The organism is Nocardioides pinisoli, assembly GCF_024199985.1.
GTDB classification, from domain to species: Bacteria; Actinomycetota; Actinomycetes; order Propionibacteriales; family Nocardioidaceae; genus Nocardioides; species Nocardioides pinisoli.
In genome coordinates, this window is record NZ_JANARS010000003.1 from 267023 (window position 1) to 283523 (window position 16501).

Sequence of the window (16501 nt, forward strand, 5' to 3'; positions counted from 1 at the left end):
CCGCCGGGCGCTGTAACGCCGGGTTACGGCAACTACCCACCCCTGTGCACGGGGGTGGGTACAGGCACCAACCCGGCGTTACAGGGCTGCGGGGTCGGCGTCGGGCACCTCGAGCACCTCGCAGCCGGCGTCGGCGAGCTCGCGCGCGACGCCCGGGTCCCACAGCTCGTCGGCGAGGCCGCCGACGAGGAGCTGCCGGCCGGCATTGGCGGCGATGCCCTCAGCGACGACCGGGTCGACGAGGAGCGGGGTGAACCAGACCGCGTCGAGCCCCCGCTCGGCGGCGTACGACGCGGCGCGGGTGCCGAGCGACTTGCCGACCACCAGCACGTGGTCGGCGTCCTCCCGGGCGTGCGCCTCGGCCACGTGACGGCGTACCCACGCCTCGGGGTCCTCGTCGCCGCGGGTGGTCGAGTCCCACCACAGCTGCTGGACGGTGAGGTCGTGCTGGAGCAGCGCCAACCTCGCGAAGTCGAGCAGCGGCGCGGCCGGCGAGTAGGCGCGTCCGGGAGCGACGAGGGCGAGGCCGCGGCTGGCACCGGTCGGCTCCCAGCGCGTCGGCAGTCCTCCGAAGGTCATGGCCCGATCATGCCCCGCGCACGGCGCGGAAGTAGCCGATCCCGCCGTTGAGCGTGAGGTCCACGTCGCGGCACCCGGCGTCCCGCAGCCAGGTGACCGCCTCGACCGACGTGCACATCGGGCCGAGGACGCCGGCGCGGGTGCCCACCCAGCGCAGCGGCTCGTAGCGGGCGCCGGTGTCGGTGAACAGGGAGCTGCCGGTGATCGCCGCGCCGGGCGCGAGCACCCGCACCATCTCGTCGATCGCGCGGCGCGGGTCGGGGAAGCAGTGCAGCCCGGTCAGGGAGACGACGAGGTCGAACGACGCGTCGGCGAACGGCAGGGCGCCCACGTCGGCGAGGGCGGTGGTCACCTGGTCGGCGACTCCCAGCCGGGTCGCGGCGGCGCGCGCCCGGCCGAGCATCGTGGCCGAGATGTCGGCGGCGACGTAGTCGATCCCCTGCCCCGGCCGCAGGCCGCGCAGCGCGACGCCGGAGCCGGTCGGCACGTCCAGCACCCGCGCGCCGCGGGGCAGGGTGCCGATCTCGGCCGCCGCCTCCCGCATCAGGGCCAGGTCGCTGCCGGTGCCCAACCGCCAGGCGGGGCCGCCGAGGCGCTCGTGCTCGACGAGCCAGGGGTAGACGTAGGACCACAGCGGGTCCTCGTGCCAGCCGCCCAGGCCGGGGAGCCGCACGTCAGTCGTCCGAGCCGATGGGCCAGCCGAGGAGCTCGGGGCTGCGCAGCATCTCCTCCGGCACGCCGAAGGCGTCGACGAGCTCGACCGCGATCGGGCGGAGCCTGCGGCACAGCGCGTTGATCTCGCGGCTGATCGCCTTGGACCGGGCGCTGGAGAGGCGACCGTGCTCCATGAACCACGCCCGGTCGGCCTCGATCGTGGAGAGGGCGTGGAGGTCGCAGAGCAGGTTGAGCGCGACCTTGAGGTCGCCGTCGGGCAGCGCTGCGGTCTTCTGCACGAACGCCTCGAGCACCAGACGCTCGGTGTGGGCCCGGGCCGCGGCGATCACGTGGTCCTGCACGCGGGAGAAGACCGCCCCGGGGTTGTCGCCCTGGTCGATGCCGCGCTTGAGGCGCCGGGCCACGCCGCCGATCATGTGCTCCTCGCGGAAGCGCAGCATGGCGAGCTGGTAGTTGGGGTCGAGCAGCCCCGCCTCCTGGTCCCAGGTGTCGCCCCCGGGCAGCAGGTCGCGCACCGATTGCACCAGCTTGTGGACCGCCGTGCGCTCGACCACGGTCTCCACCGCGAGCCCGGCGACGAAGCGGGCCATCCCGAGCTGGTCCATGTCCTCGAACTCGCCGGCGTAGTCGGTGAGCAGGCCCTTCGCGACGAGCTGGAGCAGGACGTGGTTGTCGCCCTCGAAGGTGGTGAAGACGTCGGTGTCGGCCTTGAGCGCAGCGAACCGGTTCTCGCTGAGGTAGCCGGCCCCACCGCACGCCTCGCGGCACTCCTGGATGGTGCGGGTGGCGTGCCAGGTGCCGAGGGCCTTCGTGCCGGCGGCGCGCGACTCCAGCATCCGCCGGGCGTGCTCGTCGCTGCCCGGCTCGATCGGCCCGGGGCCGGAGAACACCTCGTGCAGCTGCCCGGCGACGACCTCCTGCGCGAAGTGCAGGGCGTAGGTGCGCGCCAGGAGCGGCAGCAGGCGGCGCTGGTGCATGCCGTAGTCGAGGAGCACCTGCTCCTCGTCGGGCGAGGTCGCCTCGAACTGGCGGCGGCGCACGGCGTAGCGGGTCGCGATCGTGAGCGCGACCTTGGCGGCGTTGATGCCGGCTCCGCCGACGCAGACGCGGCCCTGCACGAGCGTGCCGAGCATCGTGAAGAAGCGCTTGTTGGGGTTGTCGATGGGCGAGAGGTAGCGGCCCTCGGGCGTCACCTCGGCGAACTGGTTGAGCAGCGCCGTGCGCGGCACCCGCACGTGGTCGAACCAGATGCGCCCGTTGTCGACGCCGTTGAGGCCCATCTTGGGGCCGCAGTCCTCGATGCGGACGCCGTCGAGCACACGGCCGTCCTCGCGCACCGGGACGACGAAGGCGTGCACGCCGTGGCGCTCCCCGCCGACCTCGAGCTGGGCGAACACCACGGCGAGCTCCGCGTGGGCCGCCGCGTTGCCGATGTAGTCCTTGCGGCTCGCGTCGTCGGGCGTCGTGATGACGAACTCCTGCGCCTCGGCGTCGTACGTCGCCACGGTGCCGAGCGCCTGCACGTTGGAGCCGTGCCCGCTCTCCGTCATCGCGAAGCAGCCCATCGTGCGCCCGGTCACGAGGTCGGCGAGGTGGGCGTCGTGGTGGTGGCGGGTGCCGAGCTGCAGGATGGCGCCGCCGAACAGGCCGAACTGGACACCGACCTTCACCAGCACCGACAGGTCGCCGAGGGCGAGGGTCTCGAAGGCGGCGATCGAGGCGCCGATGTCGCCGCCACCGCCGTACTCCTCCGGGAAGCCCATGCCGGTCTGCCCGGTCTCGGCCATCATCACCACGACGTCCCGCACGCGCTCGCGGAAGTCGGCGGTGCTCATCTGCTCCTGGTCGAGCAGGATCTGCGCGTGCTGGGTGAGGTTGTCGCGCACCAGGTCGCGGACCTCCCGGTAGCGGCCGTCGAGCAGCGCGCGCAGCGCGTCGACGTCGACCTCGGGCTGGCGGTAGCCCGAGTCGTCGGCGTGGACCCCGTCGTCCTCGACACGGGCCGGCGCGGTCTCCGGCAGCGGTGTGGGCAGCTCGTCGGCGATGGGCGGAACCTGGTCGGTGGCCATTCACCAACGGTAGCCATGGCGGTAGGTTCACCGCGATGAACGTGTCGGATGCCACCCCGCCGGGCTCGCCGGACTCCCCCGGCTCCCCGGGCGAGCCGCTGGGGACGATGGCCTACAACTTCGCCGTCGTGGGCGTGCAGAAGGGCGGTACGTCGACACTGGCGGTGACGCTCAACCAGCACCGGCTCGTGTGCCAGGCACCCGACAAGGAGCGCCACTACTTCGACGACGAGGAGGTGGACTGGTCGGCACCCGACTACGACCGCGACTACACCGCACCTCGGCGCGCCCGCGTGCACCGGCTGCTCGGCGACGCCTCGCCGACCTACCTCTACTGGCCGCACGCGCTGGAGCGGATGCGCGCCTACAAGCCGGACATGCCGCTCGTCGCGGTGTTCCGCGACCCGCTCGAGCGGCTCTTCTCCCACTGGGTGATGCTGCGCTCGCGCAACCTCGCCTGGCCCGACTGGCCGGACTTCCTGACCGAGTGGCCCCACACGTCGCTGCCCGACGAGGTGCCCGACGACGTCCGCACCATGCGGTGGCGGCACATGACCGGCCTGGCGCGCGGGTTCTACGGCGAGCAGCTGCAGCGCGGCTTCGAGCTCTTCGACCAGCGACAGTGGCTCCTGCTCGAGCTGCGCACGATGCTCGCCGACTTCCCTGCGACGGTCGACAGGACGACCGACTTCCTCGACCTGCCGCGCTTCGAGCGCGTGCCGCCGCTGCAGAACTGGCACGCCGGCGCCGACCAGGTGCCGGGCACCGCGCCGACCGCTGACGACCTCGCCCGGGTGGCCGAGGTCTACGCCAAGGACCTCGCGCTCTTCGAGGAGCTCTCCGGCATCGACACCTCCGCCTGGCCGACCCGGCTCGTCCTCGACGGACAGCTCGACCCCGGGGAGCTGGCGGCGCGCTTCGCGCGGAAGGTCGCGACGGGTTGACCCGCCCGCGCGAGGGCGCCGCGCTCACCCGGCGAGCAGGATCGCGCTGATCGCCGGCATCACTCCGGTCGCGCCGCTCCCGCCGCGCCGGGCTGGCGGGTCGGGATCCCGCGGGTGAGCGGCAGCGCGACGACGGCCAGCAGGGCGAGGACGGCCAGCGCGACCCGCAGCCCGTCGATGCGCGACTCCTCGTTCTCCTTCATCACCTGGTCGGCGACGTCGCCGGTGATGCCAGCCTCGTCCAGGGCGTCGCTCAGCGCCTCGTCGGAGAGGAAGGGCGCACCTCCGGCGAGGTCGACCTCCGCCTGGGAGGAGAGGTCCTGCGGGATGGCGGGGTTGTCCTGCACGCCGGCGAGGAAGGAGGAGGTCAGGCCGGAGATCAGCACCGCCCCGGCGAGCGCGGTGCCGATGGAGGCGCCCAGGTTGGTCACGGTGTTCTGGAGCCCGCCGACCTCGCCGCTCTGCTCGTCCGGCACCGCCGAGACCGTCACGCTCCCGAGCTGCGAGGCGAGCGCCCCGATGCCCAGCCCGGCGAGCAGCAGCGGCCAGGTGACGACCTCGGGCCCCGCGCCGTACTCCAGCAGGGCCATCAGGGACACGATGCCAGCGAGGAGGAGCAGGAAGCCGATCCGCACGACCCGGCGCGGGGAGGCGTGCGGGAAGAAGTGCGGGATGCCCACCGCCGCGATGAGCAGGGTGATCGAGAGCGGCATGATCCGCACCCCGGTGGCGACCGCGGACAGGCCGAGCGCGACCGAGAGGAACAGCGGGACGGTGAAGAAGAGGCCCGCCTGGAGGAGGTACTGGAAGAAGAACGACGTCAGCCCGCCGCGCAGCAGCCGGATCTGCAGCATCGCCGGATCGATGAGGGCGGCCTGTCCGCGGTCCAGCTGGCGCTGCTCCCACGCGAGGAAGCCGCGCAGCACCGCCCCGCCGGTCAGCACGAGCCACACGACGGCGGAGAGCCCGAGCCACGACGGCGCGTCCGGCTTGGGGACGACGAACCCCCACGATCCGCCGCGGAGCACGCCCAGCACGACGAGGCCGAGCCCGAGGGCGGACAGGGCGGTGCCGACGAGGTCCAGCCGGGCGGGCTGCGGCGGGATGTCGGTGACCCGACGGGTGAGGGCGAGGATGACGGCCACGATCAGCACCTCGCCGGCGAAGACCCAGCGCCAGGACGCGTACGTCGTGAGCAGGCCGCCGATCAGCGGCCCGACGGCGACGGCGATCGCTCCCGAGGCGGCGACGAGGCCGTAGGCACGCGGCCGCTCCGCCTGCTCGAAGTTGGAGGCCACGAGGGCGACGATGGCCGGCATGATGAGGGCGGCGCCGATCCCCTCGAGGAGCGACCAGCCGATCATCAGCACCAGCAGGTTCGGCGACAGGGCCGTGGTGAACGAGCCGAGGCCGTAGACCACGCAGCCGATGCCGAACGCCCGCTTGCGGCCGATGATCTGGCCGATCCGCCCGCCCGTGATCATCAGCGACGCCATCACCAGCGTGTAGAGCGTGATGGCGGTCTGGATGCCGGTCACGGTGGTGCCGACGTCGGCGGCGACCGTGGCGATCGAGACGTTCATGACCGAGCTGTCCAGGGTCATGAGGAACTGCGCCGAGGACAGGGTCAGCAGCACCAGCCCCGAGGAGGAGGCCAGCGCCGTCGCGGCACCTGCCCCCTCCGCGCGCGCCATGCGACCTCCTTGGTGGCTCCGCCGACCTCATTGGAGGCCACGGGGCACCGGCGGCGCATCGCCCGGTCCGGGTGAGCCGGCGCGCCGAGCGCGCGTGCCAGGGGCGGGCCTGGGGGGCGGGCCTCAGGGGTGGGTCTCAGGGGCGGGTCTCAGGGGCGGGCGAAGAAGGTGGGCGCCCGCCAGGAGTACATCGACTCCCGGACGACCGGGCGGCCGGTGCGCGGGGCGTGGATGATCTGCCCGTCGCCGACGTATAGCGCGACGTGGTAGATCGAGCTCGGGCTGCTCGAGGAGCCCCAGAAGACCAGGTCGCCGGGCGCCAGCTGGCTCGGGCTGATCGTCGTCGACTGGATGTACTGCGCGACGGAGTAGTGCGGCAGCGACGTCCCGCCCGCGGCCCACGCGCCCGACGTGAGGCCGGAGCAGTCCCAGGCGTCGGGGCCCGCGGCGCCCCACTTGTACGGGTCGCCGAGCTGCGCGGTGGCGAACGCGATCGCGGTCGCGGCACCCGTCGACGCCGGCGGAGTCGGCGGGGGCGGCGGGGGCGGGGTCTCGGTCGGAGTCTCGGTCGGGGTCTCGGTCGGGGCCTCGGTCGGGGCCTCGGTCGGGGCCTCGGTCGGGGCCTCGGTCGGGGTCTCGGTCGGGGTCTCGGTCGGGGCCTCGGTCGGGGTGGGCGCCGGGGTCGGGGTCTCCGTCGGCGTGGGGGTCGGGGTGGGGGCCGGCGTGGGGGTCGGGGCGGGGGTGGGCGCGGGCTGCTGCTCCTGCTCCTGCTCGGCCTGCTCCTGGGCTGCCGCCTCCGCTGCCGCCTGGGCCTGCGCTGCCGCCTCGGCCTGCGCCGCTGCCTCGGCCTCCGCCTGGGCGGCGGCCGCGGCCGCCTGGCGCGCTGCCTCCTCGAGCGCTGACTGGCGCTTCTCGGCCAACCGCACGCTGATCCCCTCGAGCTCGGCGAGCTCAGCGATCAGGTCGGCCTTGGTGGCGGCGACCGACTGCGCCTCGGCGCCGGCGGCGGCCTCCGCGGCGGCTGCGGCGTCACGTGCCTCCTCGGCCTCGGCCTCGGCGGTGGCGGCCCGCTCCGAGGCGGCGGTGGCGGTCGAGGCGGTGACGTCGGCGACGGCCGACGAGGCGAGGAAGGCGTCGTACTGGTGGTCGAGGGCGTCCGAGGTGTTGCCCATCGTCACCGTGCGGTCGACGAGCGACTCGATGCCGTCGGCCTCGACGACCGCCGAGAGTCCTTGCACCTGGGTGGCGTCCTCGTAGGACTGCACGACCGTGGCGGCGTAGAGCTCGCGCTGGGTCTCGACGTCCTCGCGCGCGGCGTCCGCGGCCTCTTCGGCCTCCTCCGCGTCGGCGCGTGCCTGCTCGGCGCGCCAGCGGGCGCCGTTCCACGCCTCGGCTGCCTGCGCGGCGCGGTCGCCGGCGGACTCGAGCGCGAGGTCGGCGCGGATCAGGTCGGCCTGGACGGCCGCGACGTCACGACCCTTCGCCGCGGCCCGGTCCGCGGCCGCGGCGACGTCCGCCTTGCTAGGGACCGGGTCGTCGTCGGCGTGGGCCGCGTGCCCGCCGCCCGCGGCCAGCGCGGCGACGAGGACGACCGCGCCGGCCCAGCGCGACGTCGTACGACGCTGCGGCTCGTGGTCGTGCGGTGCTGCGACGGGCACGGGGCTCCCAGTGGGTGGTCTCGGGCTCGCGCGACTTCCCCTTCGCACGAGCAACTCGCGCCACGCTAGTGAACTTTCGTCACAACGGGAACAGTTTCCTCAACTTTTTCACCATCCGCCGGCGTGTCGGCTTGCGAACTACATCAATGTAGTTTGCGCGATCTCCCGTGGGGCGGTCACCGGATATCCGGGGACCGCCCCACTTCACGGCCGAGATCTGGGCCGACAAGAAGGAGTCCCGGGCGCAAAGTGGCCCTGGCGAGGTTCTCCACAGGCAGCAACGAGACGGACTATCCGTGCGTCATGGCGGGCAAGCCGTACGCATGATGCGACCACCGCGAACCCCTGAACACCCGCGCGACCTCACGGGCACCGTGCGCACCCGCGGCGAGCTGCTCGCGAGCGGGATGAGCGACAACCAGATCGACCGCCTGGTCCGAAGGAAGGTGCTGCACCGGATTCGGTACGGCGTCTACACCACCGGAGAGCTCTGGGACGCCTGCAGCGTCGAGGACCGTCACCGGCTCTTGTGTCGGGCGGTGCTGGCCAGGGCCCACGAGTCGACTGTGCTGACGCACGTGTCGTCGGTCATCGAGCGGGGCATCCCGGTGTGGGGCTTCCCGTTCGACGTCGTCCACACCACACGTGCGGATCCTGAGCGAGCCGGTCGTCGCCAGGCTGACTGGGTCCCCCACCGCGGTGTGCTCGACGAGGCCGAGACCGAGGAGATCAACGGCGTACGCATCACGACCCCGGCGCGATCCGCCTTCGAGGTGATGACCATCGCCGGCGTCGAAGCCGGGCTCGTCGTGGTCAACCGGATGCTGCACGCCGGCGTGCTCTCGATGGCGGACTTCGCCAAGCAGGTCGAGACGCACGACCGCTGGCCTGGCAGCCTCACGGCGCACGTCGTGGAGTGCCTCGCCGACGACCGGCTCGAGTCGGTGGGCGAGGATCGATTCAGCTATCTCGCCTTCCGACAGGCGCTCCCCAAGCCGGTGCCGCAGCTGAAGGTCCACGACGAGGACGGCGCACTGGTCGCCCGGCTCGACTTCGCCTGGCCGGACCACAAGGTGTTCGCGGAGTTCGACGGGCGCTCGAAGTACCTGAGGCACCGGCGCGAGGGCGAGTCGCTCGAGGAGTTCCTCATGCGTGAGAAGAAGCGGGAGGAGCTCGTGTGCCTGCTCACGGGCTGGACCTGCATCCGCATCACCTGGGCCGACCTCGCCCACCCGGAACGGCTCGCCACCCGGATCCGCGCGGTCATGAACTCGCGCGGGAGCAAGTCAGCCTGACTCGACTGTGCACCCGAGACTCACGCTTCGCTGTCGAGATCGCGGGTGCAAAGAGGGGTGGTCGCCGGATATCCGGGGACCGCGCGGGGGCCCGAGGACAGCGCCCGGGTGAGGCGCGTACGCCGCTCACTCGGCGTCGACGGGGACCTGGCTGGTGGTGGAGGTCGGGTGGCTCGCCAGTCCCCCGCGATCGAACTTCTGCCCGCTGGCCAACCCGCCGAGCCAGAAGGCGAAGAGGGCGATGACGACGCCGGCGAGGTCGTCGGCGATGTAGTGCCAGCCGAAGTAGAGGGTCGCCACGACGGTGATGGCGAAGTTGGCCCAGAAGACGATGCGGAGGACCTTGTTGCGCAGCGTGTACTGCACCATCAGCGCGACGAGCAGGGTGATCGCGACGTGGAGCGAGGCGAAGCCCGCCACGGACTGCACGGCTCCCTCGGCGCCGTCGCGGATGACGCCCTTGCGTCCGTAGAAAAGCGACTCCATCAGCGCGCTCGACCCGGTCTCGGGGAGGTCGGCGTAGAGGTAGCTGTACTGGAAGCCGGGGCCGAGGGTGGGCAGCGCGTAGTAGGACGCGGTGCCGATCGACCAGGCCAGGCACTGCGAGGTGGCGAACCAGTAGCCGAAGGTGATGTTGCGCGACCACACCAGCCAGGCGGCGAGCGCCAGAGGCACCAGCGGCAGGAACCACAGGTAGATCGTCGACAGGATGTGCGCGGAGAAGCCGGTGCCGAAGATCGTGTGCAGGATCGTGGCCGGCTCGTGGCCGAACATCAGCGCCCGGTCGATCAGGTGCAGCTCACGGTCGTACTTGTCCTCGCCCATGATGAAGGGGAGGAACGACTTGAGGTTCCGGTAGCAGACGTAGGTGATGTAGAAGGACACGAGCCCGAGCACCACGAGGATGACGCGCTCGCGGTCCCAGTGCTCGCGGATCCGCGCGCGTGCGATGTCGGGCATCAGGGCCGGCTTCATCCGCGAGCCCCACAGCGTGCGCGGCAGCAGGTCGAGCAGGAAGGCCCCCAGCACCAGCAGCGGCAGCCTCAGCCACGACGGGCCGAGGAACCCCTCCGGGTCCACCAGCGGCCGGTCGAGCATGAGCGCAGCCGTGACAGCCAGCGCGCCCATGGTGGCGGCGACTCCCACGAGCAGGGCATAGGCCGGTCTGTACACGCTCGTCAGTCTAGGGACGGGTCAAGGTGCGGCCGTGATCGGCGGCACCGCGAGACGTGTCACGTCGACACGCAGCGACACCTCGTCGCCGAGGGCCACGCGGGCGCCGAGCGGGGCGACCGCGTCCACGGTGCCGACGCCCTCGACGCCGACGACCAGCCGCACGACGTCGGGGGTCACCCGGGCGGACTCGACGACCGCGCGCAGCGGCCCGGCGTCGTCGACGACAAGGGCCGAGCGGCGCAGGGCGACGGCGTGTGCCGGTGGCAGGGCGGCCGCATCGAGCACCCGCCGCGCCGCCTCGTCGCGCAGCACGCGGGCGTAGCCGAGGAAGAGCGCGGTGTCCTCGTCGACCGGCTCGCGCCACACCTCGTCGATCGCGCCCTGCTGCACGACGCGACCCGCGCGCATCACGGCGAGCCCGTCGGCGAGCGCGAAGGCCTCCTCGTGGTCGTGCGTGACCAGCAGCGCGGTGGTGCCGGCGGCGTGGAGGATCTCGCGCAGCTCTCCGGCCAGCCGCTCGCGCAGCGAGGCGTCGAGCGCCGACAGCGGCTCGTCGAGCAGGATCAGCCGCGGTTCGACAGCCAGGGCGCGCGCGAGGGCGACCCGCTGCCGCTCGCCGCCGGACAGCGTGCCGGGCAGCCGGTCGTCGTAGCCGGCGAGGCCGACGAGGTCGAGCAGCTCGCGCACCCGCTCGGCGACCCGCGCCGAGGGCGTACGACGCAGCCGCAGGGCGTAGGCGACGTTGCGGGCGACCGTGAGGTGGGCGAAGAGCTGGCCGTCCTGGAACATCAGCGCGAAGCCGCGCCGGTGGGTGGCCACGCCGGAGAGGTCGGCACCGTCCCAGGAGATCGAGCCGGACGTGATCGGCTCGAGGCCGGCGATCGCCCGCAGCAGGGTGGACTTGCCGCAGCCCGAAGGCCCCAGCACGGCGAGCACCTGCCCCGGGGCGAGGTCGAGGGACACGTGGTCGACGGCCGCGTTGTCGCCGTAGCGCACGGTCACGTCGTCGATCTGCAGCATGGTCAGAAAGCTCCCACACCCGGCACGCGCAGCCGCTCGACGGCCAGGACGACCACGGCGGTGGCGAGCGCCAGCACGACCGAGGCGGCGAGCGCCATGCCGTAGTTCATCTCCCCGGGGTGCCCGATCAGCCGGAAGATGACGACGGGCAGCGTCGGGTCGGTGTCGCGGGCCAGGAAGGACGTCGCCCCGAACTCGCCCAGCGAGGCGGCGAACGCGAACCCGCCCGCCGCGAGCAGCGGCTTCCACACCACCGGCAGGTCGACGGTGAGCAGCGTGCGCCACGGCGAGGCGCCGAGGGAGGCAGCGGCCTGGCGCTGCCGGTCGTCGATGCCGCCGAGCATCGGGGCGAGGGTGCGCACGACGAGCGGCAGGGCGACGAGCGCCTGCGCCATCGGCACGAGCAGCGGGGAGTCGCGCAGGTCGAGCGGCGGCTGGTCGAGGGTGATCAGGAAGCCGAAGCCGAGGGTCACGGCGCTCACGCCCAGGGGCAGCATGAAGAAGCCGTCGAGGGTCGAGCGGACCCGGCGCTCGGCGACCGAGTGCGAGCGCCGCGTCACGATCAGCGACACGGAGACCCCCACCAGCAGCGCCATCCACGTCGCGTCGACGGCGGTGCGCAGGCTGGTCACCAGGGCGGTGGTGACCGGCACGAGCAGCGCCTGGTCGTCGCCGGCCGTGGTGAGCGCGCGGTAGTTGTCCAGGCCCCACCCGTCCCCGACGCTCAACGAGCCGAGCACCAGCGTGAGGATGGGCAGTGCCATGGCGGCCAGCACCAGCAGCGTCGCGACGACGACGGGCGCGTCGGAGCGGCGTACGGCCCGCACGGGCGACACGGCCCGCTGGGTCGTCGGGTCGGGCGTCGCCCGCAGCCGCGCGGCGAGGGCGAGCAGGGCGACGACGACCACGATCTGCAGCACCGACAGCGCGGCCGCCGCCTGGAGGTCGAAGACGGTGGTGGTGAGCAGGTAGATCTCGGTCTCGACCGTGGCGTAGCGGACCCCGCCGAGGGTCAGCACGATGCCGAACGCGGTCGCGCAGAAGAGGAAGACGATGCTCGCGGCCCCGACGATCGCGGGCCGCAGCGCCGGCAGGGTGACCGTGCGCAGCACCTGCCACGGAGTCGCGCCCAGGGCGGCCGCCGCCTGCCCCGGCCGCGGGTCGAGCGACTCCCACGCGACACCGACGGTGCGCACCACGACGGCGACGTTGAAGAACACCAGGCCGCACACGATGGCGACCGGCGTGCCGTCGAGGCGGAGGACGCCGAGCGGGCCGCCCTCCCCCAGCAGCTGGCGGAACGCGACCCCGACGACGACGGTCGGCAGCACGAAGGGCACCAGGAGCGCCGCCCGCACCGCGGACCGGCCGGGCAGCGCGAGCCGGTGCAGGGCGTACGCCGCCGGCAGGCCGAGGGCGACCGCCAGCAGCGTCGCGACGCCGGAGGTCCACACGGTGAACCAGGCGACCCGGCGCACCCGCGGCCGGGCGAGGACGTCGAGCACCGCCCCCGGCGAGAAGCGTCCGTCGACGACGAACCCCTCGGCCAGCATGCCGCTCACCGGCAGCACGAACAGGACGCCGAGCACCAGGACGGGGCCTGCGGCGAGGAGGAGCAGGGCCAGGATCCGCTTGACCTGTGGTCCCGCGACGGGCGCTGCCCGCCCTCCTCGACCGACGACGGTCGTCATCGCGAGATGACGTCGGTCCACTCGGTCAGCCACTGCTCGCGGTTGGCGACGATGTCGGCGGGGTCGACCTCGTAGGGGTCGCTGGGCTGCGGGGCGAACTCGGCCCAGTCGTCGGGGACCGACGCGCCGGGCATCACGGGGAAGACGTACATCGACTCCGGCAGCGCGCTCTGCACCTCGTCGGTCAGCATCCAGTCGACCAGTGCCTCGGCGCCCGCGGGGTTGTCGGCGCCCTCGAGCACGCCGGCGTACTCGACCTGCCGGAAGCAGGTGTCGAGCAGGGCCGCGGTCGTGGTGCGCCCGCCGCTGACGGTGAAGGCCGGCGAGGAGTCGTAGGACACGACGATCGGCCGGGTGCCGTTGTCCGACCCGGCGGTGAAGTCGCCGTAGTAGGCGTCCTCCCAGCCGTCGACGACCTTGGTCCCGTTGTCGAGCAGGTCGGTCCAGTAGTCCTGCCAGTCGTCGCCGAAGGCCGCGACGGTGGCGAGGAAGAAGGCCATGCCGGGGCTGCTGGTCGACGCGCCCGGCGTCACGAAGAGGTCGCGGTACTGCTCGTCGGCGAGGTCCTCGAGGGTGGTCGGCGGCTCGAGGCCCTCGGCCTCGAACCAGGCGGTGTCGACGTTGACGCAGACGTTGGCCGAGTCGATCGGCACGAGCCGGTCGCCACCCTCGGGCAGGGCGTACTCCTCGGGCGGGGTCGCCGTCGTGGACACCTCGGCGAAGGCGCCCTCGCCGAGCGGCCGCGACGCGAAGGTGTTGTCGATGCCGAACGCGGCGTCGGCGATCGGGTTGTCGGCGGTGAGGCTGAGCTTGGTGGCCAGGGTGCCGGCGTCGCCGGCGGCGCGCACCTCGAGCTGGTAGCCGGTCTCGTCCTCGAACGAGCGCACCAGCCTCTTCGGCAGGTGGAACGACTCGTGGGTGGCGAGGACGACGGTGCCGCCGGCCTGCGGGGACCCGGTCGACGAGGCGGGCGACTCGGTGGCCCGCGGCTCCTCGCCGCCTCCGACGAGGCTGCAGCTGCTCAGCAGCAGGGCGGACACGACGGCCGGGACCGATGCCGTGAGGGCAGCGCGGACGCGTGTGTGCAACATGTGTGACTCCCTTGCGCCGGTGCTAACCGGATCAGGTTCGGAGGGTCTGCGGCTGGTCCGCACTCTCAGCACGCCTGCGCGTGCTCCCCTGTCTTCGTGGTCCCACCCTAGCCTCCCCCTACGCTGCCTCCCATGCCGAGCCGACGTCACGACCTGCTCGCCCGCCTCGTGCCCGCGGTGCGCCGCTCGCGCGAGCTCGACGACGAGCCGACGGAGCGGGCGCGCGTCGAGGCGTGGCACCGCACGCTGGACCGGAGCCTGCCGACGCGCGCGGTGCCGCGCTTCGCCCGGCGCTGGGAGGCCAGCGTCACCGACATCGGCTTCCCGTGCCACGTGCTGACCCCGCGCGGCCGCCCGGCGACGCGCACGCTCTACTACGTGCACGGCGGCGGCTACATGGCGCCGATCGACCCCTTCCACGTCCGCTACGCCACCCGCCTGGCCGACGCGATCGGTGCGCGGGTCGTGATGCCGGACTACCCGCTCGCGCCCGAGCACACGTGGAAGGACTCGCACGACGCGCTGGTCGACGACGCCGCCAGGTGGGCCGGCTCGGAGGGTGGCGCCGTGCTGGCCGGCGACTCGGCCGGCGGCGGGCTCGCGCTCGCCATGGCGCTCTCGATGCGGGACCGCGGTCTCGCGCAGGCGTCGTCGCTGGTGCTGCACGCCCCGTGGGTCGACCTCACCACGTCGACTCCCGAGACCTTCGCCGCCGACGCGATCGACCCCTGGCTGTTCATCGGCAAGCTCCAGGCCTACGCCGCGTGGTGGGCCGGGTCCCCCGACGACCTCGCTCGCCCCGAGGTGTCCCCGGCGCTGGGCGACCTGGCCGGGCTGCCGCGGGCGCTCATGCTCTACGGCACCCGCGACCTGCTCGCGCCGGGATGCCGCCTGCTGGCCCGACGCGCCGGCGAGGCCGGGTGGGACCTGACCGCGATCGAGGAGCCGGACCTGATCCACGTCTACGGGCTGCTCCCCCTCGTGCCCGAGGGCACTCGCGCGTTCCGCCAGGTGAGGGCGTTCGTCCGGTGAGGGTGCTGGTGGCCGGCGTCGACGACCTCCCGGTGCGCACGGCGTACGACGTGTGGCGGCTGCGCCAGCAGGTCTTCGTCGTCGAGCAGGACTGCCCCTACCCCGACCTCGACGGCCGCGACCTCGAGGACGCCACCCGCCACGTCGTGCTCCTCGACGACGACGGCACGGTGCTCGGCACGCTCCGGTTCCTCGACGACGGGGAGTGGGCGCGAATCGGTCGCGTCGTGGTCGCACCGGCCGTCCGCGGGCGCGGGCTGGCCGCCGTGCTGATGGACGAGGCGCTGGCGCTGTGCGGCGACCGCGAGGTGCGCCTCGACGCCCAGACCGGACTCACGGCCTTCTACGAGGGCTACGGCTTCGAGGTCACCGGGCCGGAGTTCGACGAGGACGGCGTCATGCACGTGCCGATGGCCCGGGCGGGCCGGCCCCACCGGGTGGCTCCACCGCGACCATGAGCACCGGGCCGAGCACCTCCTCGCGCACCAGCCGCGAGGCGGGGTCGAGTCCGCCGATGACGGTCGGCGCGAACCACCAGCCGGGCCGGTCGAGCGGCTGACCGCCGAGGGCGACGTCGCCACCCTCGGACCGGCCGAGGTCGACGTAGCGGCGCACCCGGTCCCGGGCGACCGCCGACCGCAGCGGCCCGCAGCGGGTGGCGGGGTCAGCCGGGTCGCCGACCACCACGGCCGCCATCGCGGTCGTGGCGGCGTGCATCGCCTCGGCGTGCCGGTGCGCCGGTACGACGACGCTGCTCGGCACGCGGCAGCCCTGGCCGGCGTTGCTCGCGAGGGCGTGGGCGGCCGTCGTCACGACCGCCTCGAGGTCCGCGTCGTCGCCGGCGCGGACGGCGTCCGGACCGCCGACGTCGAGGCGGACGCGCTTGCCCGCGCGCTCCCCCGCGACCTGCACGCGCTCGGCCACGACGGGTGACCCGGTGAGGGAGACCTCGTCGACGCGCTCGTCGAGCGTCAGCGCGATCGCGACGTCGACGTCACGGGTGGTCACGACGTTGAGCACGCCGCGCGGCAGCACGTCGAGGGCGATCCGGCCGAGCTCGATGGCGGCGGTCGCGGCCTCGGGGGCGGGCTTGAGCACGACGGTCCCGCCCGCACCGAGCACGCGGCCGACCTCGCACAGCGCGACGGCCAGCGGCGAGGTGGCAGGCGTGACGACGGCCGTCACCCCGGCCGGCTCACGCTGCGGGGCGGCCCCCACCGACGCCGTCCTCATCGTGGCGAGCGCCTCGTCGAGGTGCGCGGACCGCAGGGCGACCGGCACCCCGGTCTCGGCCGCCATCAGGGCGACCAGCTCGTCGGCACGCGCCGTCACGGCGTCGGCGAGTCGTCGTACGGCGTCGGCGCGCAGGGCGGCGTCGGAGCTCCACTGCGTCGCGTCGAAGGCGCGGCGCGCGGCGGTGACCGCATCGCGCGCGTCGGGGATCCCCGCGTCCGGCACGTCCCACAGCGGCTCCGCCGTGGCCGGGTTGCGGGCCGGGAAGGTCCAGCCGTCGGCGGTGGGGCGCTCCACGCCGTCGACCGGCAGCGCCGGACGACGCGCGTGCTTGCTCATGGGGA

General features: G+C 73.5%; 14 protein-coding genes and 1 riboswitch. Of the genes, 4 read left to right on the forward strand and 10 right to left on the reverse strand.

Annotated features, from left to right (window positions below; all coding sequences use genetic code 11):
* Positions 1-78 precede the first annotated feature (78 nt).
* From NCI01_RS08410 to NCI01_RS08420, 3 genes are read right to left on the reverse strand one after another with little or no spacing between them, the layout of a single operon-like run.
* The gene (locus tag NCI01_RS08410) at positions 79-579 is read right to left on the reverse strand and encodes a hypothetical protein (protein ID WP_254181024.1); all 501 of its coding nucleotides are present in this window, start codon (positions 577-579) and stop codon (positions 79-81) included.
* A gap of 7 nt (positions 580-586) precedes the next feature.
* Entirely contained in the window at positions 587-1252 is a 666-nt protein-coding gene (locus NCI01_RS08415) for a methyltransferase domain-containing protein (protein ID WP_254181025.1), read from the reverse strand.
* A gap of 1 nt (position 1253) precedes the next feature.
* Complete coding sequence (locus NCI01_RS08420; RefSeq protein ID WP_254181026.1) at positions 1254-3323, reverse strand: acyl-CoA dehydrogenase family protein; 2070 nt, start codon at positions 3321-3323, stop codon at positions 1254-1256.
* Between the two features lie 35 nt (positions 3324-3358).
* Here NCI01_RS08420 and NCI01_RS08425 point away from each other — a divergent pair, with 35 nt between their 5' ends.
* Entirely contained in the window at positions 3359-4267 is a 909-nt protein-coding gene (locus NCI01_RS08425) for a sulfotransferase domain-containing protein (protein WP_254181027.1), read from the forward strand.
* A gap of 59 nt (positions 4268-4326) precedes the next feature.
* On the opposite strand, the gene NCI01_RS08430 is transcribed toward NCI01_RS08425, so the two are convergent.
* Positions 4327-5961, reverse strand: a complete 1635-nt coding sequence (locus NCI01_RS08430; RefSeq protein WP_254181028.1) for an MFS transporter — start codon at positions 5959-5961, stop codon at positions 4327-4329.
* Positions 5962-6110: 149 nt separating this feature from the next.
* Positions 6111-7619, reverse strand: coding sequence for a C40 family peptidase (locus tag NCI01_RS08435; protein ID WP_254181029.1), 1509 nt, complete (start codon positions 7617-7619; stop codon positions 6111-6113).
* 326 nt (positions 7620-7945) lie between these two features.
* Between NCI01_RS08435 and NCI01_RS08440 the strand changes: the two genes are divergently transcribed.
* Entirely contained in the window at positions 7946-8914 is a 969-nt protein-coding gene (locus NCI01_RS08440; protein WP_254181030.1) for a type IV toxin-antitoxin system AbiEi family antitoxin domain-containing protein, read from the forward strand.
* Positions 8915-9040: 126 nt separating this feature from the next.
* Here NCI01_RS08440 and NCI01_RS08445 read toward each other — a convergent pair whose 3' ends face one another.
* The 4 genes from NCI01_RS08445 to NCI01_RS08460 form a co-directional block, all read right to left on the reverse strand.
* Positions 9041-10087 (reverse strand): phosphatase PAP2 family protein, encoded by a 1047-nt coding sequence (locus tag NCI01_RS08445; RefSeq protein ID WP_254181031.1) that lies wholly within the window; start codon positions 10085-10087, stop codon positions 9041-9043.
* A gap of 21 nt (positions 10088-10108) precedes the next feature.
* Positions 10109-11110, reverse strand: a complete 1002-nt coding sequence (locus NCI01_RS08450; RefSeq protein WP_254181032.1) for an ABC transporter ATP-binding protein — start codon at positions 11108-11110, stop codon at positions 10109-10111.
* Positions 11111-11112: 2 nt separating this feature from the next.
* On the reverse strand, positions 11113-12801 hold the full coding sequence (locus tag NCI01_RS08455; RefSeq protein ID WP_254181033.1) for an ABC transporter permease: 1689 nt from the start codon (positions 12799-12801) through the stop codon (positions 11113-11115).
* Positions 12798-13892, reverse strand: a complete 1095-nt coding sequence (locus NCI01_RS08460) for a thiamine ABC transporter substrate-binding protein (RefSeq protein WP_254181034.1) — start codon at positions 13890-13892, stop codon at positions 12798-12800. The genes NCI01_RS08455 and NCI01_RS08460 overlap by 4 nt, the downstream gene beginning before the upstream one ends.
* Positions 13883-13992, reverse strand: a riboswitch (TPP riboswitch). Its footprint overlaps the gene before it by 10 nt.
* A 32-nt stretch (positions 13993-14024) precedes the next feature.
* On the opposite strand from NCI01_RS08460, the gene NCI01_RS08465 reads away from it, so the two are divergent.
* Together NCI01_RS08465 and NCI01_RS08470 are read left to right on the forward strand one after the other, a co-directional pair.
* Complete coding sequence (locus NCI01_RS08465; RefSeq protein ID WP_254181035.1) at positions 14025-14924, forward strand: alpha/beta hydrolase; 900 nt, start codon at positions 14025-14027, stop codon at positions 14922-14924.
* Between the two features lie 8 nt (positions 14925-14932).
* Positions 14933-15382, forward strand: coding sequence for a GNAT family N-acetyltransferase (locus tag NCI01_RS08470; RefSeq protein WP_254181036.1), 450 nt, complete (start codon positions 14933-14935; stop codon positions 15380-15382).
* On the opposite strand, the gene NCI01_RS08475 is transcribed toward NCI01_RS08470, so the two are convergent.
* Positions 15321-16496 carry an aldehyde dehydrogenase family protein gene (locus NCI01_RS08475; protein ID WP_254181037.1) on the reverse strand — a complete coding sequence of 392 codons (1176 nt, stop codon included), beginning with the start codon at positions 16494-16496 and terminating at the stop codon, positions 15321-15323. The two genes, NCI01_RS08470 and NCI01_RS08475, sit on opposite strands and share 62 nt — an antisense overlap.
* Positions 16497-16501: the final 5 nt, after the last annotated feature.